General features: G+C 60.0%; 17 protein-coding genes. 11 read left to right on the top strand and 6 right to left on the bottom strand.

Features of this window, described 5'->3' with window-relative positions:
• Positions 1–179: 179 nt before the first annotated feature.
• On the bottom strand, positions 180–1,136 hold the full coding sequence (locus tag LB559_RS05970; RefSeq protein ID WP_318014156.1) for a hybrid-cluster NAD(P)-dependent oxidoreductase: 957 nt from the start codon (positions 1,134–1,136) through the stop codon (positions 180–182).
• 205 nt (positions 1,137–1,341) lie between these two features.
• Positions 1,342–2,199, bottom strand: a complete 858-nt coding sequence (locus LB559_RS05965; RefSeq protein ID WP_224673497.1) for a LysR family transcriptional regulator — start codon at positions 2,197–2,199, stop codon at positions 1,342–1,344.
• Between the two features lie 134 nt (positions 2,200–2,333).
• Here LB559_RS05965 and LB559_RS05960 point away from each other — a divergent pair, with 134 nt between their 5' ends.
• From LB559_RS05960 to cyoD, 11 genes are all read left to right on the top strand, one after another.
• On the top strand, positions 2,334–3,416 hold the full coding sequence (locus LB559_RS05960; protein WP_023809365.1) for an amidohydrolase family protein: 1,083 nt from the start codon (positions 2,334–2,336) through the stop codon (positions 3,414–3,416).
• 11 nt (positions 3,417–3,427) lie between these two features.
• On the top strand, positions 3,428–3,781 hold the full coding sequence (locus tag LB559_RS05955) for a Rieske (2Fe-2S) protein (RefSeq protein ID WP_023809364.1): 354 nt from the start codon (positions 3,428–3,430) through the stop codon (positions 3,779–3,781).
• A 120-nt stretch (positions 3,782–3,901) separates the two neighbouring features.
• On the top strand, positions 3,902–5,509 hold the full coding sequence (locus tag LB559_RS05950; protein WP_224673495.1) for an ABC transporter substrate-binding protein: 1,608 nt from the start codon (positions 3,902–3,904) through the stop codon (positions 5,507–5,509).
• A gap of 88 nt (positions 5,510–5,597) precedes the next feature.
• Entirely contained in the window at positions 5,598–6,644 is a 1,047-nt protein-coding gene (locus LB559_RS05945; RefSeq protein ID WP_063173936.1) for an ABC transporter permease, read from the top strand.
• Positions 6,645–6,745: 101 nt separating this feature from the next.
• Entirely contained in the window at positions 6,746–7,525 is a 780-nt protein-coding gene (locus tag LB559_RS05940; RefSeq protein ID WP_395316769.1) for an ABC transporter permease, read from the top strand.
• A complete protein-coding gene (locus tag LB559_RS05935) occupies positions 7,515–9,146 on the top strand; it encodes an ABC transporter ATP-binding protein (RefSeq protein ID WP_224673493.1) in 1,632 nt (543 codons plus the stop codon). Before LB559_RS05940 ends, LB559_RS05935 begins: the two co-directional genes overlap by 11 nt.
• Before the next feature lie 522 nt (positions 9,147–9,668).
• A complete protein-coding gene (locus LB559_RS05930; RefSeq protein WP_224673490.1) occupies positions 9,669–10,538 on the top strand; it encodes an MBL fold metallo-hydrolase in 870 nt (289 codons plus the stop codon).
• A 519-nt stretch (positions 10,539–11,057) separates the two neighbouring features.
• Positions 11,058–12,080 carry a ubiquinol oxidase subunit II gene (gene cyoA, locus LB559_RS05925; RefSeq protein WP_224673479.1) on the top strand — a complete coding sequence of 341 codons (1,023 nt, stop codon included), beginning with the start codon at positions 11,058–11,060 and terminating at the stop codon, positions 12,078–12,080.
• Between the two features lie 2 nt (positions 12,081–12,082).
• Positions 12,083–14,086, top strand: coding sequence for a cytochrome o ubiquinol oxidase subunit I (gene cyoB, locus LB559_RS05920; RefSeq protein WP_224673647.1), 2,004 nt, complete (start codon positions 12,083–12,085; stop codon positions 14,084–14,086).
• A complete protein-coding gene (locus LB559_RS05915) occupies positions 14,083–14,769 on the top strand; it encodes a cytochrome (ubi)quinol oxidase subunit III (RefSeq protein WP_082826763.1) in 687 nt (228 codons plus the stop codon). Before cyoB ends, LB559_RS05915 begins: the two co-directional genes overlap by 4 nt.
• On the top strand, positions 14,766–15,176 hold the full coding sequence (gene cyoD, locus LB559_RS05910) for a cytochrome o ubiquinol oxidase subunit IV (RefSeq protein WP_013525252.1): 411 nt from the start codon (positions 14,766–14,768) through the stop codon (positions 15,174–15,176). The genes LB559_RS05915 and cyoD overlap by 4 nt, the downstream gene beginning before the upstream one ends.
• A 76-nt stretch (positions 15,177–15,252) precedes the next feature.
• On the opposite strand, the gene LB559_RS05905 is transcribed toward cyoD, so the two are convergent.
• From LB559_RS05905 to LB559_RS05890, 4 genes are all read right to left on the bottom strand, one after another.
• Positions 15,253–18,642, bottom strand: coding sequence for a DEAD/DEAH box helicase (locus LB559_RS05905; protein ID WP_224673477.1), 3,390 nt, complete (start codon positions 18,640–18,642; stop codon positions 15,253–15,255).
• A gap of 965 nt (positions 18,643–19,607) precedes the next feature.
• Positions 19,608–20,138, bottom strand: a complete 531-nt coding sequence (locus tag LB559_RS05900; RefSeq protein WP_224673458.1) for a DUF1003 domain-containing protein — start codon at positions 20,136–20,138, stop codon at positions 19,608–19,610.
• Positions 20,139–20,178: 40 nt separating this feature from the next.
• Complete coding sequence (locus LB559_RS05895; RefSeq protein ID WP_224673449.1) at positions 20,179–21,183, bottom strand: alpha/beta fold hydrolase; 1,005 nt, start codon at positions 21,181–21,183, stop codon at positions 20,179–20,181.
• Positions 21,086–21,589 carry a DUF488 domain-containing protein gene (locus LB559_RS05890; RefSeq protein ID WP_224673446.1) on the bottom strand — a complete coding sequence of 168 codons (504 nt, stop codon included), beginning with the start codon at positions 21,587–21,589 and terminating at the stop codon, positions 21,086–21,088. The genes LB559_RS05895 and LB559_RS05890 overlap by 98 nt, the downstream gene beginning before the upstream one ends.
• Positions 21,590–21,837 lie beyond the last annotated feature (248 nt).

Raw genomic sequence — 21,837 nt, 5'->3', positions numbered from 1 at the left:
AGCTCAGTAAGGGTTGGAATAAGTCGAACGGTGCCACGGGTGCGCGGGTGGTAGACCCGAAAACCTGGAGGAAGGGGGCGGCTCTGCTCCCATTTCGAAGGCGGCGGCAACATTTTGAGACCAGACCCTCGAGGCCAAGCGCGCGCAAGGCGGCCTTTTCAAAGGTCAACAACGCCGAGTTAAACGTCGAGCAAAACCGTTCCTTGCGGGCGGCTGCAACATGCCAGGACATAGCCGGCCGATTTATCTTCAGCATTCAGCCCGCCTAGATCGTCCATGGCAACTTCGCCGGATAGTTTGGCTATTCGGCACGTTCCGCAAACGCCCTGCTGGCAGGCGGTTGGGATGTAGATGCCACAGTTCCGTGCCGCTTCAAGCAGGGTCTCTCCGGGCGCGCAGTGATGCTCCACGCCCGAGCGGGCGAAACGGACCGAAGACGAAATCGCTGAAGCCAATTCCGACCGCGAACCATTGCTGCCTCCGAAACTCTCCTCGTGATATTGCGTCGGCGGGAAGCCTATTGCGTGAAGGCAGGCCCGTGCCGTCTTCATGTACCCTTCGGGTCCACAGGCAAAAACGGTGCGCCTGTGGAGATTGGGAACGAGGGTCAGCAGCATCTGACTGTCTATTCGGCCAGTTGGCCCCCTCCAGGTGCGATCTTCCTGGCTGCAAACGCACGTTACCCGCACGTTGGGGAAGCGAGAGGCAAGTGCGTCCAATTCCCTTCGAAAGATTATATCACCTGGCGTTCTGGCACTATGAATGAAGGAGATATCCTGGTCGGTTGCGCGGTCGGTAAGCGCACGCAACATCGACATCACGGGCGTTATCCCGCTGCCGCCCGAAAGGAAGAGCGGCGTTTCATATGGCAGGTCATCGAGATTGAATGAGCCGAGCGGCCCTTCGATTTCGATCTCGTCGCCCGCCCCCAAATTGTCGTGGAGCCAATTCGAAACCATGCCGCCCGGTGTTCGCTTCACCGTGATCTGCAGGTCGAGCGGTCGCGTCGGTGGTGAGGAAACAGAGTAGGAGCGCGTCACCGCGGCACCCTCGATCTTGAGGTGCACGAGCACATACTGGCCCGCGCTGAAGCAGAACATCCGATCCGTCGGGGATGTGAAAACGAAAGTTTTCACATCGGGCGTCTCCTCGATTACACGACGGCAGAGTACGAGCTGCGATGTCGTTTGTGCCCATTGCCGATGACGCATCATCGGGAGGAGGCCGGGGGTCCCAACGTGTGCGTTCATCATTCATCTCGGTTTGAAGTAGAGCCAAGATGCCATTTCCGGGCCCGCCATAACAGGAGCCTCCCTCGCGAGTTATGATCGATTATTTCGATCACATATCCAGTGACATCACGGCAACGTGAAGGGCGCGGATTCCCTTGCGGATGATCGGTTCGTGCTTGCGGCGCGCCAGGATGGCCGTGTGTACCGGCTGATGCAGGGTCGGAGCGCCTTCGACGATGAACGATGGGCGTTCGAGGGCAAACCTGCGCGCATCGTCACTTCGCATATAGCAGGTCCCGCCCGCGCGCCGTAGCATCATCTCCGCCAAGGTTTCTGATCCCATGGAAAGGCGACAGATCGCCAACTCGCCAAGCAGTTCGGCATGGGCCTTCTCCAGCAGGACCGTATAGCCAGGACGAATATAGGTTTCAGGATCGACCTCGGAGAGGGTTCTGGCTACCGTGGAAACCATCACATATTCCTCAACCATCAAATGTTCATAGGAGATTTCGGGTAGGTATCGCGGGGCGTAAAGCACTGCGATGTCGAGATTTCCCATGCTTAGGTCGCTGACCATCTGGTTCGAATAATCCGACTCGACATGGATCGACGATTTGGGAAGAGCCTGACACAGCGTCTCCACCCAACCCGGCAAAACCGAGCGGGTCATCCCGACCTGCGCGGCGACGCGCAAGGTGCCTTCGAAACGATTGAACGCCCGGACATCGTGGCGAGCCCGCGACCATGTGGACAGCAGGGATCTTGCGTAAGCTTCGAACCGGCGTCCTGCGGCGGTCGGTTCCGCCCCGGCGCGTCCGCGCTGGAACAGTTCGGACCCGATTGCGCTCTCGAGGTTCTTGATGCGGGTGCTGATCGTCGACTGGGTCAATCCTAGCCGATCCGCGGTGCGATTGAAGTTTCTCGATTCGATGATGTCCAGAAAGGTCTCGATGTGATCAAGTTGCATGAAATCTCCAATCGAAAAACTCGATCATATTCCACGTATCATAAGCTTGATCAAACAATACTCAAGGCGGAAGCTGTAGCAGATCAGCGGCCGGCAGCGCCGCCGGGACGAGATACGGATACGGAGCGGAAGAAGTGTTCATAGTCGACTGCGACTGTCATAATTACTGGTCAAGCGCTACTGTGTTGGAGCCCTATCTCTCCGGCTTGTGGAAAGACATGTTCATCGAGGGCGAGAAAACAGGGCCCGTTGGGGCCTTTCCGCATGGTCATCGGCCCTGGTTCCACCCGCAGGACTTTTCCCGCAAGGACATCCGTCCGAAAACGGAAGCCGACAACTATCTCATCATGAAAGAGAAGCACCTCGACAAATACAAAGTCGACGTGGCGATCCTGACCGGCGATGAGCCTATCGAGGCGTCGACCCTGGCTAACCCCTACTATGCCAGCGCTCTGGTCAGCGCTTACAACGATTATCAGATCGATCAGTGGTTGCCGAAAGACGATCGGTTCATGGGCTCGATCATCATCGCGCCACAGGATCCGAAGCTCGCTGCCGCCGAGATACGCCGTCTTGGCAGCCATCCGCGCATGGTCCAGGTTCTCGCCTCCCAGGGGTCCGTCAAGCCGTATGGCGACCCGTTTTACCATCCGATCTACGAAGCCTGCGCGGAAGTGGGGTTGCCATTCGCCATTCATCTGGGCGGGCATGGCGGCGTGAATTCAACTGCCATTGCTCCTGCTCCGACGACATTCTTCTGGGAAACGCATGCCATTCTGCACATGTCGGCGATGTCGCACGTGGCAAGCATGATCGCCCATGGCGTCTTCGAGAAATGGCCGGACCTCTACTTCGTGATCATCGAGTGCGGCGTCGCCTGGGTTCCATCGGTCCTTTGGCGCCTGGACGCCGACTACAAAGCGCTGCGCAAGGAGACGCCATGGCTGAAGATGCTGCCGTCTGAATATTGCCGGCGCAACATCCGCTTTTCCACGCAGCCGCTGGAGCAGCCTGCAAACATCCAACATCTCTGGTCCACGCTCGAAGCGATGGACGGCGAAAACACGCTGATGTTTGCATCAGACTATCCGCACTGGGATTACGACGATGCCAACACGCTGCAAATCCCTCCTGCATGGAAGAGCAAGATCATGGGACTGAACGCGCTGGAAGTCTACAAACGCATCCCCCGCGCGCAAGCCGCGAATGCCGCCTGAGGAAGCATACGATGCCCGAGAAGACATATATCTGCCGCGTCGACGAGATCGAAACAGGGTCTCCGTTCATCGCCAAGATCCGCAGCCTTTCGGTCGGGATTTTCCGCATCGGAGATTCATTCCACGCGCTGCTGAATGTCTGTCCGCACCGCGGCGCTCCGCTTTGCGAGGGGCCGCAATGCGGCACAACCGCGCCCGTTGAACAGGCGCAATTCATCTATCATCGCGAAAACGAGATCGTTCGATGCGCCTGGCACGGGTGGGAGTTCGACATCAAGTCAGGCGCGGCCTTGGTCGATCCCTCCGTTCGCGCGCGCACATTTCCAGTCACCGTCGAAGCCGGCGGCATTTACGTGACGGCCTGATTGGCGCAAGCCGATTGGGATTGGAAAAATTCGAAGGAAAGGTGGCGGAGCCAATAAGCAGATTTGTTCGCCGGTGCTTGACGAGAAATAACGCGGGGAACTCCGCAATGGGAGAGTCAAATGTCAGAATCTGAATACAAGCTTGGTATCGCGCAAAGCCTGATCGGAGGCGGCAAGGTTTCCCGCCGCGACTTCATTCATCTTGGGCTGGCCGCGGGCCTGACCGTTGCCGCCGCCGACCGGCTGTTCGTGAGCACGGCGCGGGCCGAACCGATGCAGGGCGGCTTCGCCAAGCTCGGCATGGCTCATGGCGCGACGACGGACTCGATCGATCCGGCCGGCTACCCCGACACGTTCACACAAACCGCATTTTCGGGCTCGCTGTCCAACAGCCTCACTGAGGTCGACGCCAAAGGCAATGTCCAATCGGACCTCGCCGAGAGCTTTGAAACTTCGGATGGAGCCAAAACCTGGGCCTTCAAGCTGCGCAAAGGCGCAACCTTTCACAACGGCAAGACCGTGACGGCGGATGACGTCGTGACCTCCTTGCAATATCACATGGGCAAGGACACCAAATCGGCGGCGAAGTCGCTGTTGGACTCCGTCGCCGATGTCAAGGCGGACGGCCCGGAAACGGTGGTCTTCTCGCTCAAGAGCGGCAACGCCGATTTCCCTTACATCATGAGTGACTACCATCTGGTCATCATGCCGGCCAAGGACGGCAAGGCGGATTGGGCTTCAGGCGTTCGCACCGGTGCTTTCGTCCTCGAGAATTTCCAGCCCGGCGTTTCGGCCAAGCTCAAGCGCAATCCAAACTACTTCAAGAATGGCAAGCCCTATCTCGACGAGGTGGAGTTCATCGCCATCACAGATCTCGCCGCTCGCATGGCGGCGCTATCCACGGGGGAGGTGGACTATATCGGCCGCGCCGACCTCAAGACGCTCGGCATGTTGAAACGCAATCCCAAGGTGGAAATCGTCGAGGTCACTGGCTACGGGCACTATACCTTGCCGATGAATGTCACGATGGCGCCGTTTGATAATCCGGACGTGCGAATGGCATTGAAATGGGCGATCAATCGCCAAGAAATCGTCGACAAGATCTTTCTTGGCCACGCCACTGTGGCCAACGACAACCCGATCGCGCCGGCCATCAAATTCGCCAAGGATCCGCAACCGCAACACAGCTTCGATCCGGAAAAAGCCAAGCACTACCTGAAAAAGGCCGGAATGGAGAACCTGAAGGTGGACCTCTCGGTGGCCGATGCCGCCTTTGCGGGGGCGGTGGATGCGGCTTCGCTCATTCGCGAAACGGCAGCCCAATGCGGCATCGACGTCAATGTCGTGCGTGAGGCCGAGGACGCTTATTGGGACAATGTCTGGCTGAAGAAACCCTGGTGCGCTTCCTATTGGAGCGGTCGGGCAACCGCCGACTGGATGTTCACGCAAGCCTTTGCCGCGGACTCCAGCTGGAACGAAACGTTCTGGAAAAATCCCCACTTCAACGAATTGCTTGTCCAGGCACGCGCCGAGACGGACGAAGCCAAACGAGCGGCGATGTATGCCGAGATGCAGCAACTAACCCACGATGACGGCGGCAGCATCGTGCTGGTCTTCAACAATTTCGTCAGCGCCCAATCCAAAAAGCTCGCACACGGTGATGTGGCGCCCAACTGGGAGAACGATGGACTGAAAATGGCCGAACGCTGGTGGATCGCCACGGCATGAGATGGCGGGCCGGAGCCGCGATGGTTTTGAGGCTCCGGTCAGCTGGCTCCGAGTGCAGGGTTGCCGCCCAAAGGGAAACGCCACGCACATGAACCCCGTCGCAAGAACGGTCCTGCAGCGCCTTGGCCTCGGTCTGGTCACTTTGTTTATCGTGTCCATCATCATCTTCTCTGCGATCGCGATGCTCCCAGGCGACTTCGCCAAGGCCACGCTCGGGCAGTCGGCGACGCCCGAAACGGTCGCCGCGTTCCAGCGGGAGATCGGCATCGATCGTCCGCCTGTCGAGCGCTACTTCGCTTGGGTCGCCCAGATGCTCCATGGCGATTTCGGCTCTTCGTTTGCGAGCCGCACCGGATATCGGCGTACCGTGGCCGAGATCATCGCACCCCGCCTCTACAACACGATGTTCCTTGCAGCAGTGACGGCGCTGATAGCCGTTCCCCTGGCCTTGGGGCTTGGCATTCTGGCTGCGCTGTACCGCAACGGCTGGTTCGACCGGCTGGTGAATGTCGCGACACTGACAACCATTTCATTCCCGGAATTTTTCGTCGCTTATATGCTCGCCTACCTGGTGATCTCGCGCGACACGTTCATCGGATCCGATTTCGCTCAAACGCTGCCTCATTGGCTCACTGTCTCGCTGAACTGGGCGCTCAATGCGGTTCCCAAATTTCCGACATTGTCGAATGTGAACGATCAGACGCCATTTTGGGAGCATCTCTGGAAAGTCGCCCTGCCGGCAATCACCCTTACGCTTGTAATCGTGGCCCACATGATGCGCATGACCCGAGCGGCCATCATCAACATGCTGTCAAGCCCCTACATCGATATGGCGCGCCTCAAGGGAATGTCCCCGATGGTGATCGTGCTGAGGCATGCCCTGCCCAATGCCTGGGCTCCGATCGTCACTGTGGTCGCGTTCAATCTGGCGTATCTCATCGTCGGAGTGGTCGTGGTCGAGGTCGTGTTCGTTTACCCCGGCATCGGCCAGCTGATGGTTGACGCGGTAAAATCCAGGGATGTTCCGGTTGTCCAGGCCTGCGCCCTGATTTTCGCCGCGACTTATATCCTTCTCAACCTGCTAGCCGACATTATTTCCATCGCCACCAATCCCAGGCTCTTGCACCCACGATGACCAGATCCGAATCTGTCGCGGAGCTTCAGAGGCTGAGGCGCTCGCGTGCCACCCGGGCGAAAACTGCGCTGAAGAAGGCACCGTTCAGCGCGTGGTTCGGCATCGTCGTGATCCTCGGCTACGTCTTTGTTGCGGTCTTCGCGCACTGGATAGCCCCATATGGCGAGACGCAGGTTTTCAGCGAAGCCTTCGCGCCGTGGAGCCAGGAGTTCAAACTGGGAACCGATCAGCTCGGCCGCGACATGCTCACCCGCTTGATCTACGGTGCGCGCAACACCATCGCTATAGCGGTCGCGACCACGTTGCTGTCCTTCGCGGTCGGCGTCTCGCTCGGCCTTCTTGCCGCATTGTACAGGGGGTGGCTCGACCAGATCTTGTCACGTGCGGTGGACGTGCTGATGTCAATCCCGAGTCTGATCTTCGCGCTGGTGCTGCTGACGATCTTCGGCTCTTCGATCACGAGCCTGATTGTCATCATTGCGCTTCTCGATTCCACCCGGGTCTTTCGGCTTTCTCGCGCCGTCGGGCTTAACGTGGCGGTGATGGAATATGTCGAGGTGGCACGATTACGCGGTGAGGGACCAAAATGGATCATCGCCAAGGAAATCCTTCCCAATGTCATGCCGCCACTGGTCGCCGAGTTCGGCTTGCGATTCTGCTTCGTGTTCCTGACAGTCGCGGCGCTGTCGTTTCTCGGCGTCGGTATTCAGCCGCCGACGGCCGATTGGGGATCAATGGTGCGCGAGAACGCGACCCTGATCACCTACGGCGACGTCACCCCGCTACTTCCGGCCGGCGCGATTGCTCTCCTTACCGTGTCCGTGAATTTCGTTGTGGACTGGTTCCTGCACGCAACAAGCGGGTTGCGGGATGAAAAGTAGCGGTCCAGGCTCACGCGAAAAAGGCAAGGATCTACTTCAAATCCGCAATCTGCATGTGGAGGGGTTCTCGGACGAGCGCTGGCATCCGATTGTCCGCGGGATCGATCTGACGCTGAAGCGGGGCGAGGTTCTTGGCCTGATCGGCGAATCAGGCGCCGGCAAGTCCACCATTGGCCTTGCCGCAATGGGTTATGCCAAGCCGGGCTGCCGGATCATGCAAGGCTCGGTCCTGTTCGACGGGATTGATCTTCTGGCAGTCAATGAAAAAGGGCGCCGTCGCCTCAGGGGCTCCCGCATTGCCTATGTCGCACAAAGCGCGGCTGCCTCTTTCAATCCGGCACATCGGCTCTTGGAACAAACCGTCGAAACAGCGGTGGCGCATGGAATTGCCGGCCGGGAAGAGGCGAACCGGAGCGCCGTCGATCTTTATCGACGCCTTCAACTCCCAGAACCGGAGACCATAGGCTTTCGCTATCCTCATCAGGTCTCCGGCGGGCAGTTGCAACGGGCAATGACAGCGATGGCAATGGCTTGTCGTCCGGACCTCATAATATTCGACGAGCCAACAACCGCGCTCGACGTGACCACGCAGGTTGAAGTTCTAGCTTCCATTCGCAACATCGTGGAGGAATTCAGCACCGCTGCAATCTACGTGACGCATGACCTGGCGGTGGTGGCGCAAATGGCGGATCGTATCATGGTTCTGCGCCACGGACGCACCGTGGAGGAGGCTGATACACGCCAGATGCTGGCCTCGCCCAGCCAAGAATATACCAAAACGCTCTGGGCCGTACGCAAGCTCGACAAGCCCGAAGTTCCAGCCGATGACTATCTGCTGACGATAGACAACGTTACCGCGGCCTATGCAGGAAAGGTCAAGGTGCTCCAGGATGTCTCCATCAAGGTTCCGCGCGGAAGAACCGTGGCTGTGGTCGGCGAATCCGGTTCGGGCAAATCGACGCTCGCGCGAGTCGTCACCGGTCTCTTGCCGCCAATTTCAGGTTTGATTTCTTTTGCCGGGCAGCCCCTTTCCACGAGCCTGAAGACGCGGCCGAAGGAGGTCCTGCGCCGCATGCAGATGATTTACCAAATGCCCGACAACGCCCTGAATCCGCGCCAGACGGTCGAAGAAATCATAGCTCGGCCGCTCGAATTCTACCTCGGCCTAAAGGGCGCGCAGAAGGATCGCCGGATCTGCGAACTTATGCACATGGTCGAGACGAGCGAGGATTTTCTGGAACGCCTGCCTGGCGAGCTATCGGGCGGCCAAAAGCAACGCGTCTGCATTGCCCGGGCGTTGGCAGCCGATCCAGAGCTTATCATCTGTGACGAGATCACGTCCGCGCTCGACCAGATCGTCCAAGAGGAAATCCTCAAGCTTCTCATGCGCCTGCAGCGTGAACTCGAAATGAGCTACATCTTCATTACCCACGACATTGCTACCGTAAGGGCGATAGCCGACCAAATCGTTGTCATGCACCAGGGCAAAGTCGTTGAACAGGGACTGAAGAGCCAAGTTCTCACACCTCCCCATGCCGCTTACACCGAACGGCTTTTGTCGTCCGTACCGGAAATGGATCCGGACTGGCTTACAAGGCTGCTGGCCAGCCGGAAAGTCTGAGAGGGGGACCCCGTCCACCTAGGCCCCTGGCATCCTTCCACGTGCTTTGAAGGGCATGATCGTGCTCCGCTTCAATCGGGCTGGCCAGCCCGACAAACGGAGCCAACCATTTCACCGTTTCGTCGCTAAGAAAGCTGGCGACCCAGGAGATCTCGGTATTAGCTCACGAACGGCAGCTTCTGTTTGCTTAAAAGAAGCGCTCTGAGGCACATCGGAGCTACGACGCAGTCCCTGTGATGTCTGCTTTTTGGAAGCGGCTGCTAATCTCTCAATGACCAAGATTGGGCAGCAAAGCTGCCAAGGGGTGTAAGATAAATGCAGCCAGCGAATGGGTGGCCTAGCTTCTTGACTCAATTTGGGCGAACCGCCTCGTAACCAGTTAATAAATAACGTCGGGTTAGTCGCACTGTCTGCAATCCGGGTGGCGAACGAGGATCAAGGAAGGAACAAGGGGGCCGTGCCCAAGTTCGGCATGTACCACCGCCGCCGATGAACGCGCAGTAACAACCGAGGCACGGGATCATGACCGTTCAGATTCGACTTTCCGAGATCGACCACGCCAGGCGCGAAGATCATGGCGACGGTGCCTGGAGCATCGCACCGGACCTGGGTTATTTGCGGCTGGCAATCGTCAATGTCGTGTTCTTCGGCGCACCGCGCAGCGGAGATCGGAACTGGGTGCTAATAGATACGGGGTTGCCGACGTCGAGAAGCAGTATTCTTGCGGTCGCGGAAAAGCGGTTTGGCACCAACGCACGGCCTGCCGCGGTTATCCTGACACACGGCCATTTTGACCATGTGGGAACGGTTCTGGACCTCGCGAATAGGTGGGAGGTGCCCGTCTTCGCGCATCGACTCGAGCGACCCTATTTGGACGGAACTGAATGTTATCCGCCACCGGATCCCTGGGTCGGGGGCGGACTGATGGCGCTGCTTTCGCCGCTCTTTCCACGCGGGCCGATCGATCTTGGCAACCGATTGGAACTCTTGCCCGCCGACGGATCGGTCCCCGGAATGCCCGGATGGCAATGGCTGCACACACCCGGGCACGCCCCTGGTCACATTTCGCTCTGGCGCGAGGAAGACCGCTCGCTGATCGTAGGGGACGCTTTCATCACCACCGGTCAGGAGTCGGTCTATGAGGTCGCCGTCCAGGATCTCGAGATGCACGGTCCGCCGCGCTACTTCACGCCGGACTGGGATGCGGCGGAAAGATCTGTGAAGCGTCTGGCTGCCCTGAACCCTCAGATGGTCATCACTGGACACGGTGCGGCTGCCGCTGGAGTGGGCATGCGTAAAGCTCTTGACAGTCTGGCTGAGCGCTTCACGGTGTTCGCCGTCCCGCCGAAATCAAAATTCGTACGCGAGCCAGCGATGGCTGCAAATAGCTGAGGTAACCGAGCCGCCGTCGTTGTGAATATGGTCACGTTGGACAACTCCATCTCTCGAGCAGGTAGAGTTCCCCCTCGGGTCGCGCCCATGTCGCCCAAACACTGACAAGCGGAACATTCCCGGGAGGCGCCAGTTAGGCGTCGCACGCTTGGGCGACTTGCGGCCAGCCCCGAAAAAATCCCGCGTCAGGAGCAGACGTCAGATGGAAAACGAGCACCCCGAAGGACGTGTCCTCTCCGCCGGCGCGGCGATCGGCAAGAAGTTCGGGCCCCCACCGGTCGTCACTAGCCATGACTGGCGTCGATTCGCTCATGGGCCAAAACCGTGGAGCGGTCCCGGCTCCACCAGCTTGATGGGGTGATCGACTTAGCTGTGCTCCATCGCCGTGCCGCCGAATTGGAGTTTGTGCACGAGCCAGCGAGGAGGAACAAACCTGGGAAGCGCCAGTTAGGTCCTTCGTCCGGCGGAGGGCGGCACCCCGGCCACGCGCCTTGAAGTTGGTTCAGAGGAAGGCTTCAGATGAGAAGTGCCAAGAGCGCGTGCCCCAAGAACGCGTCCTCTCCAGGATTGGTGGCCGAGCAAGTGTTGTTGCCATCCAGCCCCAAGCCGGGGCGGCAACTGCTCTGGATCCCGGCAATCGCATTCTTGCCCGGTTGCGCGGGGGGTGTGCTCGACCCGCAAGGACCCATTGGCTCGGGCAACCGCACGATCCTCTTGAACTCACTGGCGGTGATGCTGGCGATCGTTGTTCCGACGCTTGTTGCGCTCTTGGCCTTCGCATGGAAATTCCGCGCCTCGAACAGCGACGCGCGCTATGACCCGGAGTTCACCTATTCGGGGCGCATCGAGTTGATCGTCTGGTCGATCCCGACGCTCACCATCCTTTTCCTTGGCGGGCTGATCTATTACGGATCGTACCAGCTCGATCCGCGCAAACCGATCCCTTCCGCGCAGCCGCCGCTCGACATCCAGGTGGTGGCGCTCGACTGGAAATGGCTGTTCCTCTATCCCGAGCAGGGCGTGGGCGCTGTCAATCAATTGGTTATCCCCGCCGGCGTTCCAGTTCATTTCAAGCTGACCTCGGCCAGCGTGATGAACACGTTCTTCGTGCCCCAGCTTGGCAGCATGGTCTACGTCATGAACGGCATGCAGACCGAGTTGCATCTGCAGGCCGACCGCGAGGGCAGCTTTTTCGGCCAGTCGGCGCACTTCAGCGGCGACGGCTTCTCGGACATGAACTTCAGCGTGAGCGCGGTTTCAGTCGATGCCTTCACCCGCTGGACGTCGTCGCTGCGTGGCGGCGGCGGCGTGCTCAACGCGAATACCTACCGCGAGCTCGCCCGGCAAAGCACCAACGTGCCGCCGTCCACGTTCGGCCATGTTCAGCCCGGGCTGTTCGATGCCGTCGCTCAGCAGATATTGCCCCCGGGTCCGGGGCCGGCCGAAAGTGCCGCCGGCGGCGAGCCACAGGTGAGCCCAAAGGCATTGCCCGCGGCGGCGCCGCCGACGGGGCATCATCCACAGGCAGAAGGGGCGGAATGACGATGCTGGGCAAGCTCGACTCGTCGGCCATTCCCTTCGATCAACCCATCCCGCTCGTCGCGGCTCTCGGCGTCTTTCTGGCAGGGGTCGCCGTGCTTGGATGGATAACGGTGAAGGGCTACTGGCCCTATCTGTGGAACGAGTGGATAAGCTCGGTCGACCATAAGCGCATCGGCGTGATGTACATTGTGCTGGCGATGCTCATGCTTCTGCGTGGCTTCATCGATGCCATCATGATGCGCACGCAACAGGTGCTGGCGATCCACGGGCCGGGCTACCTGCCGCCGGAGCATTACGACCAGATCTTTTCCGCGCACGGCACGATTATGATCTTCTTCGCGGCGATGCCTTTCATGATCGGCCTGATGAATTTCGCCGTACCGCTGCAGCTTGGCATACGCGATGTAGCCTTTCCGACACTCAATTCCGTCAGCTTCTGGCTGACGGCTTCCGGAGCCCTGCTGGTCAACATCTCGCTTGTCATCGGTGAGTTCGCGCGCACCGGCTGGCTGCCCTATGCCCCCTTGTCGGAGACCACCTACTCGCCGGGCGTCGGTGTCGATTACTATCTGTGGTCGATCCAGATCTCCGGCGTCGGCACGCTGCTTACCGGCGTCAACCTGGTGACGACCATCCTCAAGATGCGTGCGCCTGGTATGGGCTACCTGCGAATGCCGATGTTCTGCTGGACCTCGCTCGCGTCCAACCTGCTCATCGTCGCAGCCTTCCCGATCCTCACCGCCACGCTGGCGATGCTGACGCTGGACCGCTATCTCGGCTTCCATTTCTTCAGCAACGAAGCCGGCGGAAATCAGATGATGTTCGTCAACCTGATCTGGGCCTGGGGCCATCCCGAGGTCTACATTCTGGTGCTTCCCGCCTTCGGCATCTTCTCCGAGGTCTTCTCGACATTCTCGTCAAAGCCGCTGTTCGGATACCGTTCGATGGTCGCGGCCACGATGTTCATCTGCATCGTCTCGTTCATGGTCTGGCTGCATCATTTCTTCACCATGGGCGCCGGAGCAGACGTCAACGCCGCCTTCGGCATCGCCACGTCGGTCATCGCCGTCGGCACCGGGGTGAAGATCTACAACTGGCTCTTCACCATGTATGGCGGGCGCATCCGCTTCGACACGCCGATGCTTTGGGCGCTGGGCTTCGTGACCACCTTCACCGTCGGCGGCATGACCGGCGTTCTGCTTGCCGTTCCACCGGCCGACTTCGTGCTGCACAACTCCCTTTTCCTCGTCGCGCATTTCCACAACGTCATCATTTCGGGCGTGCTGTTCGGCGCGTTCGCCGGCTTCACCTACTGGTTTCCCAAGGCGTTCGGATTCCGCTTGCACGAAGGCTGGGGCAAGGCCGCATTCTGGGTCACCTTGGCCGGCTACATGCTGGTCTTCGTGCCGCTCTATATCGTCGGTCTGCTCGGCATGACGCGGCGCCTGCAGCATATCGACATGGATCTTTGGGCGCCATGGCTGGTGGTGGCCGTGTTCGGCGTGCTGGTGATGATCGCCGGCGCCGCACTGCAGATCATGCAACTCGCCGTTTCGATCCGACATCGCGACAAGCTTCGCGATGAGACAGGCGACCCATGGGACGGGCGTTCACTGGAATGGTCGACGTCTTCCCCTCCCCCCGTTTTCAACTACGCGCGGCTGCCTTACGTCGAGGATGAAGAGCCCTACTGGCGCATCAAGCAACGGGCAAGGGAGGAGAAGAGGCCCGGTGCGGAGGAAGGATACGAGCCTATCGAGATGCCGCGCAACAGCCCGACAGGCTTCGTCACCGCCTTCTTCAGCACGCTGATCGGGTTCGCGCTGATCTGGCACATATGGTGGCTGGCGATCGTCGGCTTCATCGGCGCCTACGCGACCTTCGTCGTCTTCGCCTGGCGCGATCATGGGGATTATGAGATTCCCGCCGAAGAGGTCGCGCGCATCGACGATGACCACAAGGCCGCACAGTCAGCCCGGCTGCGGCGCTGGGAGCGGCCGGCATGAGCGATCACGCGCTACCCGGCGACTTCGGCGCGGGCACCCAGGCCCGAGACCCCTATCGGCTTGGTCAGGGCGGCCGACACGGCGTGCGCTCCGCGACCGGCCACGGTGAAGGCGGCCCGGCCTCGAAATTCGTCACCGTGGCATATGGCTTCTGGATCTTTCTGCTGTCCGACATCATCATATTCTCGGCCTTCTTCGCGGCGTATGCCGTGCTTGCCAAGGCGACCGCCGGCGGACCGACCGGCAAGGATTTGTTCGAGCCCACCCGCGTTGCGGTGCAGACGGGCCTTCTGCTCACGTCGAGCTTCACCGGTGGCCTGGCGACACTCGCGACCCATCGCAGATCGATGGCTGCCACGCAGGCCTGGCTGCTCGTCACCGGATTGCTCGGGGCAGCCTTCCTGTTTCTGGAGGTACAGGAATTCGCGGCGATGATCGGCGAGCAGGCGGGGCCTTCGCGCAGCGCATTTCTATCAGCCTTCTTTGCGCTCGTTGGCTGCCACGGCACCCATGTCGGGCTGGGGCTGCTCTGGCTGGGCACAATGATGGCGCAGCTATGGGTCAAGGGTTTTCGGTCGGATATTTTGCGGCGGCTCCACTGCTTCGGGCTTTTCTGGCACGCACTCGACATCATCTGGGTCGCCATCTTCACCCTGGTCTATCTGTTGGGAGCATCGCCATGACCGACACCGAGAGCAGGCCCGGCGAGATGCAGGACCGCCGCGATTCCGCACCGGGCGAGGAACGTATAACCGAGCACGAAGTGGCTGGAGGGCTGTTGGGCTATGTGATCGGCTACGGCCTGGCCATCCTGCTCACGATCGCGTCATTCCTGGCGGCTCAAACCGATCTGATTTACCAGCCGGCGGTGATTTCGGCCCTGGTGGTGCTCGCTGTTGCGCAGATGGGTGTGCATCTAGTCTTTTTTCTGCACCTGACCACCGGGCCGGACAACACCAACAACATCCTGGCCTTGGCCTTCGGCGTGCTGATCGTTGCGCTGGTGGTCCTGGGCTCGGTTTGGATCATGGCCCACCTGAACGAGAACATGGCCGCCATGACGGCCCATCAAGCCGGAACGATGCCTTAAACCTCGCCCTGCTAGTCTTGGCTGAGGTGATATGAAGCTGGTACATTGTACCGCCGGGGTGGAGATAAAAGGCTCGTCAGACCTCGTGCTTTGGCTGAACTGCACGTATGGCATCTAGCGCCAAGCGAACGGCATCGATGCCTGAGACGCGGGGCTCGATCCGCCTGAAAATCACGCGGCCGTTTCGGTACTCCAGGCCCAACGCTTTCCGGTCCCGCCATTGGGACGCCAACGGCTTGTTGCGCAAGGTGATCGCGACGGCTTCGGGCCCAACATCGACTTTGCCGACACCCAGTTCCGACGCTGCTATCCGCAACCTGGTAAGTTCCAGCAGAACGGCCACTTCGCCAGGCATGTCACCAAAGCGGTCCTCGAGCTCCTCGCTGAATGCATCAAGGTCCAAGTCAGAACGAATACGAGAGAGCCGCGCATAGAGGCCAACACGGACAGTAGGCTCGTTTACATAGCTTTCGGGAAAAGCCCCTTTTGCAGGCACGTTGATGTTGGCAAGTTGCCTGTTGGGGTCGGCCCCTTCTCCAGCCGCCGAGACCGCCCGCTCCAGCAAGTGCTCGTAGAGGCCCACTCCGATCAGTTTCATATGCCCAGCCTGATCTTCGCCGAAGAGATCGCCGGCGCCGCGCAGGTCGAGGTCCCTTTGACTGATTGCCAGGCCGGAGCCAAGCCGATCGAGCGCAAGCATTGTCGAAAGCCGGGCCCTGGTGCCGTCGGCCAGCTCAACGCCAGGTTCCGTCAGAAGAAACGCAGCCGCTTGCATCGCTCCTCTACCGACCCGACCCCGTAGCTGGTGCAACTGCGCCAGACCGAACCGGTCCGGGCGCCAGACAATGATGGTGTTGGCTCGAGGCACATCGAGCCCACTCTCGATGATGTCGGTGCTCAACAAAATGTCGCCATCACCGTCAGCGAATCCGACCATGACTTCGTCCAGCTGCCTCCCTTTCATTTCACCGTGCGCCGTCATGATGCCGAGTTCCGGCACCAGCCTGTTCAGCTGGTCAGAGACCGGGCCAATGTCCTCGATGCGAGGAACCACGAAGAAACTCTGTCCACCCCTGTGAAATTCACGCAAGAGGGCCGCGCGCACCGATGCTGGATCGAACGCCGCCAGTATCGTGCGGACGGGACGTCTTTTGGCGGGCGGAGAGTTTAGAACGCTGACATCCTGGATGCCCGACAGCGCCGATTGCAGCGTCCGCGGTATCGGCGTGGCGCTCATGCTCAGCGTGTGAAGGCAGGGCGCCATGTTCCGCAGGGCCAGCTTCAACTTGACGCCGAACCGGTGCTCCTCGTCAATCACCAGCAGTCCAAGATTGGCGAATGTGACGCTCCTGGACGCCAAGGCCTGAGTACCCACGACGATCGCAACCTGGCCGCTCCGCAGGCCCTCCTTTGCCGCTTTTGCCTTTGCTGCCCCGACCATCCTTGACAGGTGGGCGACCTGCAGGCCCGTTGCTGCGAAACGGCGGCTGAACGTCTCATAGTGCTGTCGTGCCAACACGGTTGTCGGCGCTATGACCGCAACCTGTTTCCCGCAGAGGGCGGCGGCGGCGCAAGCACGCAAAGCCACCTCTGTCTTGCCGAAGCCAACATCACCGCAGACGAGCCGGTTCATTGTTCTCCCCGAGGAAAGGTCGTCGAGCACAGCGCGGATGGCGGCGGCCTGGTCAGGAGTCTCGGTATAGGGAAATTTCGCCGCAAAACGGGCCAAGTCCGCGCGGGAGGACTTGATGATCTCGGCGGGCTGGCTGGACCTCATCTCGGCAAGGCCCACCAGGCGCTTGGCCAGCCTGTCGATCTCGCGCAACGCAGCCTCGCGTCGCTTGGGCCAGCCCTCGCCGTTGAGGCGATCGAGCGACACGGCCTCCGGTTCCGAGCCGTAGCGCCATATTTTCCCAAAGTCGTCGACCGGAACCAGCAAGGAAGCCCCGCCATGATATTCCAGCCTGACAACATCCTGGTGCTGACCAGCCAAGTCGACCTGTTCGACCGCCGCGAGCACGCCCAGGCCATGGTCTTCATGGACGACGACGTCGCCGATGCGCAACTCGGGTTCGAGTATGCTTGCGGCCATGCCGGCATCCGCCTTCAACGCAGGGCCAAACAGGTCGGCTGCGGCGACCATCGCGATACCGGATTGCGCGTCGACAAACCCTTCATCGAGGACGAAGCCAGCCTTGAGAAGAGAGCCTCTCGCGGCCGAAAGTATTTGCGGTAAGTCGACCGCTTCCTCAGCCCTCCGGCCTAGCTTTCTATTGAGCAGGCGATCTGCTCGCTGCAGTTCAGAGGCATCGCCGGTCAACACCACCCTGGCCCCGGCGCTTGTCTGCCTTGTCACGAATTCAGCGATTTCGTACCCGGGCCGGGCCTGGCGAAAGAATTTGGGAACTCGCTCGGCAGAAACGGCAAGTCTCGTGGAGCGGTTGCGCACGGAAGCATCCCACTCTTCACGCGACAGATAGAATTGTTCCGGCAAAGGTTTCTCGCGCCCGGCAGCCTCCTGCCTGGCACGGCGTGCATCCTCGATCAGGTCCAGAATTTTGTCGAGCGGCTGCCCGTCGATCCCTTCGAGGAAGGAGATCGAGGCGCTCGACGCAGTGTCGAAGACAGATGGCATCGCGCCATATAATGCGACCAGGCGCTCTTCCATCGACGTCGCGCGCATCGCTGTCAGCTCAGGATGATCACGAGCTTTAAACATCAGCTCGGATGCCGGTCCGACAGCAATCGAGTCTCGAACCTGGTCGCTGAGCTGACTGATCGGATCGTAGGTCTTGAGCTCTCGAATGCAGCTGTCTGGGCCAAGGACGACGCGAACGGGGTCCTCCGCGCCAGCGGGGAAGATGTCCATGAGATCGCCCCGAAAAGCTATTTCACCCGGTTCGTCGACCCTCTCGTCGACGAGATAGCCAAAAGCTTCGGACCTTGTTCTGAAATCATCCCGGTCGAACTTTTGTCCCACCTCCAGAATTGCGAAACCGCCAGCAATGACCTGGGCGGGCGGCACCCGCTGCAGACTGGCTTCGATCGACATTACACCGATGCGCGCACGATCGGGCTTCGTTGCCATGTGACACAACGCACGAAGCCTCCGCCCCATATTGGCGCGTGTGGGCCACACCCTGTCGTAAGGCAGGCAATCCCAGGACGGCAGCAAGATGATCTCCGCGTGCGGCAGGAACTGACGCAAAGCCCCGACGATCTCGTCGGCGCTGCGTTCCGAGGCAGTTATATGGATAATGTGCTTGTGCCGGCTGGCCTCCAGCCCACCGGCCAGCGCTGCCGCGATAGCTGAAGATGGCGGGACGCCGTGCTCTATCGTAAACCCGCTGTCATCCGTGTGATCGATTTGTTCGACATCCGTCCGCGAAATATGCCTGTTCACTGAAATCTCACCTTGTCCCCAGAAGAACGTCAGCACAGCGACCCCGTTCCTGGCGGCGCGCATTAAAGTGTTCCAGGACGGGGCAGCCGGTGCGGCGTTGATGCATTGCTTCCTAGCTGCCCTAAGAACTGGCGGCTGTGAATCACGCTCGACGCCGGCAGAACGCTCTGTGCGTCGGGCCATGCCGCGCGGTGGCCCGTCCGCCGGAGTTAATATGTGCACATGCTGAATTGCCGAAATGACGATAACCACGCGAGGGATTGTCGAGAAAGCTGTTCGAGTTCGTCCTCGTCCGTTATCCCAGCTTGGTAGTAAGCCAGGATGCGCGATGCACTCCGTTCTCTCTTGGTCTCGGTCTCGTTTTTTGGGGTTGCTGCGCGCCAAAACGCGGCTCAGTACGGCCAGCTCTGATGGGGTGAAGGCGTCTCTATGCTTGCATCAACTCCGCGCCGCCCGCCTCGGGTGGGGAGCCGAGGCGGGCTGAAGCTGTGGGGATCCAGCTTCCGATGCCGGGCAACAGGCGATTGTGCAAGAGGGATTGTCCGGCGCGGCCCAACGCAGGATGGACAGAATGTTCCGGGAGTTTTGGTGAGGCGAAAATAATTGGCCAAGAGCCACAAGCACGGCGCAGGATACGGCATGTAAGACTTGCCGGCGTGCGATCCAGTCAGCAGCTCGGGCCAAGATCCGAATCCTGGATGTGAGTTTCTGGACCTTGCTGAGCATTTAAGAGTTGAGGTACGGCCGTTATGATCTGCGGCAGAAAGAAGGGCTTGGTGATCATATTATGCTGTTGGGAACACCTTCGGCTCCCCAGTGTACCTCGCTATCGCCGCTGATACGCTGCCGCGATCGATTGACGTCCTGAGGTCGCCTTGGACAACGCCAAGACGGGCTTGGTGCTTCGACAGCCAAGTGCCAGACGATGAGGACGATTGCAGGCCTACAGCAGCCGCGCGAATGGTTTCTCGCTGTAAGCTCGTGTTGGGTTGGTACGCTGCGGCGGCTTGCCGGCGCGGTCGCTTTGATCAAGCTTCCTGCTGATCTTCAGAAGCCTGCTGGATTTGGGTCATCACCTTTCGGGGATCGACATTCTCTGCCAGTTGCCGCAGCTCTTTGTCGGCCGGGGTGGAGACATTCAGACGCACCGCCAAGGCAGCCACCATCTCGATCAGCCGCGTGGTTTCATGTTCGTTAAGGAGGCTGATCTGCAAATCCAGTTCCGCTCGGCGCTCGCTGTGTTCGGCCATTCTGTTCTGATTGATCAGCACGAAGGTAGACAGGAAGATTGCCTCGACGGAAGCGACCATGGCCAGGATCACGAAAGTTGGGTCCCAAGCTGGGATGGCTGGTATCGCGCCTAGGTTTGCAAGGATCCAGGCGACGAGGATTGCGAGATGCAGATAGACGAAAGTCATGCTCCCCGCGAAGCGCGAAATAGCGCCGGCAATCCGCACCTGAACGCTTTGGTGCTCCTCCTGTTGTCGCCTGTGCTCGACCAGTGCCTCTATGTTCTGGTGGAGCACCGAATGCATGTTGGCTGGACGTTGGTCGCTCATTTGGAAAGCTCGTTTGAACGACGATCTCGTGCAAGCGGCGTCACTTGTCGCCCGCCTGGAACATTTGCGGAGCCGGACCTGGCTTGAACTCGTCGGCACGCAGCTTACGTCGCTGCCGACGGTTCGATTGGGAAAGGGCGTGCCGTGCTGAAATCGTGTGCACCATACCGACTACTGCCTGCGGGGCGCTCTGATGAACCATATGGCCAGCGCCCGGAATCACCTCGAGGAGAGACCCACCAACTTCGGCATGCAGGCGCCGTGCATCCCGTTCCGCATCGAACAACCGGTCTCCAGATCCCGCCAGGATGCCGGTCGGTACGGAAATGTCCTTATAGCTGGCCTTCTTCGACAGGGCCGCGGCCAGCATAGATGCTGACTCCGAACAAACCGCCCGCAGTTGGGAAGGGCGGCTGGCGGCATCCTTGGCGGATGCGGCGAAGTCGCTGGCGATCATAGCGGGTCGAAATATCTTTTCCATTGCCCAAGGCCAGGCAAGCCTCACAAGCAGCGGCAACAAGGTGTGGCGAAACCCCGTTCCGATCACCGGCAATGCCGGGAGTGCGGCCAGTGCAAGATCCAGCCGCGGTGGCGGATAGTAATAGCCTGAGACAAGCACAATGCCGGCGACCGATGAAGAATGCCTGCGCGCCAACTCGAGGGCGATCCAGGCTCCCCAGGAATGTCCAAGCACGAGATATTTCTTAATACCCAATCTGCCGGCGGCGGCATGTATGAGGTCGGCTTGGTCGCAAGCGGACCAGCGCCGGGTGCGCGAACGTGAGCTTCGCCCAAAGCCGGGACGGTCAAATGCGAGCACCCGGTAGGTCTTTGCCGCCTCATCGAAGACGCCGCTCGACTTGAAATCCTCCGCCATGGATCCATTGCCATGCAGGAGAAGCAGCGGCATGCCGGTTCCGGCTTCGATAAAATGCAGGCGCAGACCATCAATTGCCATCATACGTCCGCATGTCAGGCTGGCGATCGCACGTTTGGCGCGGATGGCGTTGTATCCCGCTAGTGCCGCTAATGCAGCGACGGACAATCCGGCCGCTAGTTTCGCCCCGTCTCTGTCCAACGCCATTCGCGTGCCTTAGAAGCTGTCTGCGTGACCCAACCTTCGAGGTCACAGCTTGTTCCGCCAGACCCTGTGCCTGGCGCGGAAGGCTTTTCAACGCCTGGCGATCGCCATGGCCGCGATCTTGCAATGATCCATGCTTGCGTCCCGAGGAGATGCTCCCCGGGATAAACGATCGTTCCATCATTGCGCACACAGCGCCTGGCGTCAGGCTGGCCTCCTCGGCATGACCGGCCCCAAGAGTATGCATGACGCGTTCGCCTTCTCCGAGCAGGTAGTCGGAAATAATGCGGCGGTGGCACCGCCACCAGACGGCTTCCGCGCACATGATTGGGCAGCGATGCCGGCTGCTAAGCTCTTGCAGTTCCGCCAAGCCTTTGGCGAACGGCTCCGCCGAATCGGACCCAAAGCTGTCTTTGTTCGCCGTTCGTACACGCTTTCAGGCTCAATTGAACCGGTGAGCGCTGTCTGCCAACGTGGCTCTCTTTGGAAAAGTAAGCCCGCTGCCTGGGCGGGGGGCTTGGGGTTAGGCAGCGGGCTTCGTAGGCGATTAGGGGTTCAGAACCCACGCGAACGATGCTCTCAGAGTGTTAACGAAACCTTAACGAAGCTCGGAGCGTT

The sequence above is a fragment of the Mesorhizobium sp. BR1-1-3 genome, assembly GCF_020165455.1.
GTDB lineage: Bacteria > Pseudomonadota > Alphaproteobacteria > Rhizobiales > Rhizobiaceae > Mesorhizobium > Mesorhizobium ciceri.
Note: the sequence above shows the minus strand (reverse complement) of the source record. Positions and strands in the feature narration are given on the sequence as shown.

Bases quoted from the DNA above. Each gene is read 5' to 3' on its own strand.
- LB559_RS05965 (WP_224673497.1), bottom strand. From the start codon at position 2,199: ATGCAACTTGATCACATCGAGACCTTTCTGGACATCATCGAATCGAGA.
- cyoA (WP_224673479.1), top strand. From the start codon at position 11,058: ATGAGAAGTGCCAAGAGCGCGTGCCCCAAGAACGCGTCCTCTCCAGGA.
- LB559_RS05945 (WP_063173936.1), top strand. From the start codon at position 5,598: ATGAACCCCGTCGCAAGAACGGTCCTGCAGCGCCTTGGCCTCGGTCTG.
- LB559_RS05935 (WP_224673493.1), top strand. From the start codon at position 7,515: ATGAAAAGTAGCGGTCCAGGCTCACGCGAAAAAGGCAAGGATCTACTT.
- LB559_RS05950 (WP_224673495.1), top strand. From the start codon at position 3,902: ATGTCAGAATCTGAATACAAGCTTGGTATCGCGCAAAGCCTGATCGGA.
- LB559_RS05955 (WP_023809364.1), top strand. From the start codon at position 3,428: ATGCCCGAGAAGACATATATCTGCCGCGTCGACGAGATCGAAACAGGG.
- LB559_RS05930 (WP_224673490.1), top strand. From the start codon at position 9,669: ATGACCGTTCAGATTCGACTTTCCGAGATCGACCACGCCAGGCGCGAA.
- cyoD (WP_013525252.1), top strand. From the start codon at position 14,766: ATGACCGACACCGAGAGCAGGCCCGGCGAGATGCAGGACCGCCGCGAT.
- LB559_RS05915 (WP_082826763.1), top strand. From the start codon at position 14,083: ATGAGCGATCACGCGCTACCCGGCGACTTCGGCGCGGGCACCCAGGCC.
- cyoB (WP_224673647.1), top strand. From the start codon at position 12,083: ATGCTGGGCAAGCTCGACTCGTCGGCCATTCCCTTCGATCAACCCATC.
- LB559_RS05905 (WP_224673477.1), bottom strand. From the start codon at position 18,642: ATGCGCGCCGCCAGGAACGGGGTCGCTGTGCTGACGTTCTTCTGGGGA.
- LB559_RS05900 (WP_224673458.1), bottom strand. From the start codon at position 20,138: ATGAGCGACCAACGTCCAGCCAACATGCATTCGGTGCTCCACCAGAAC.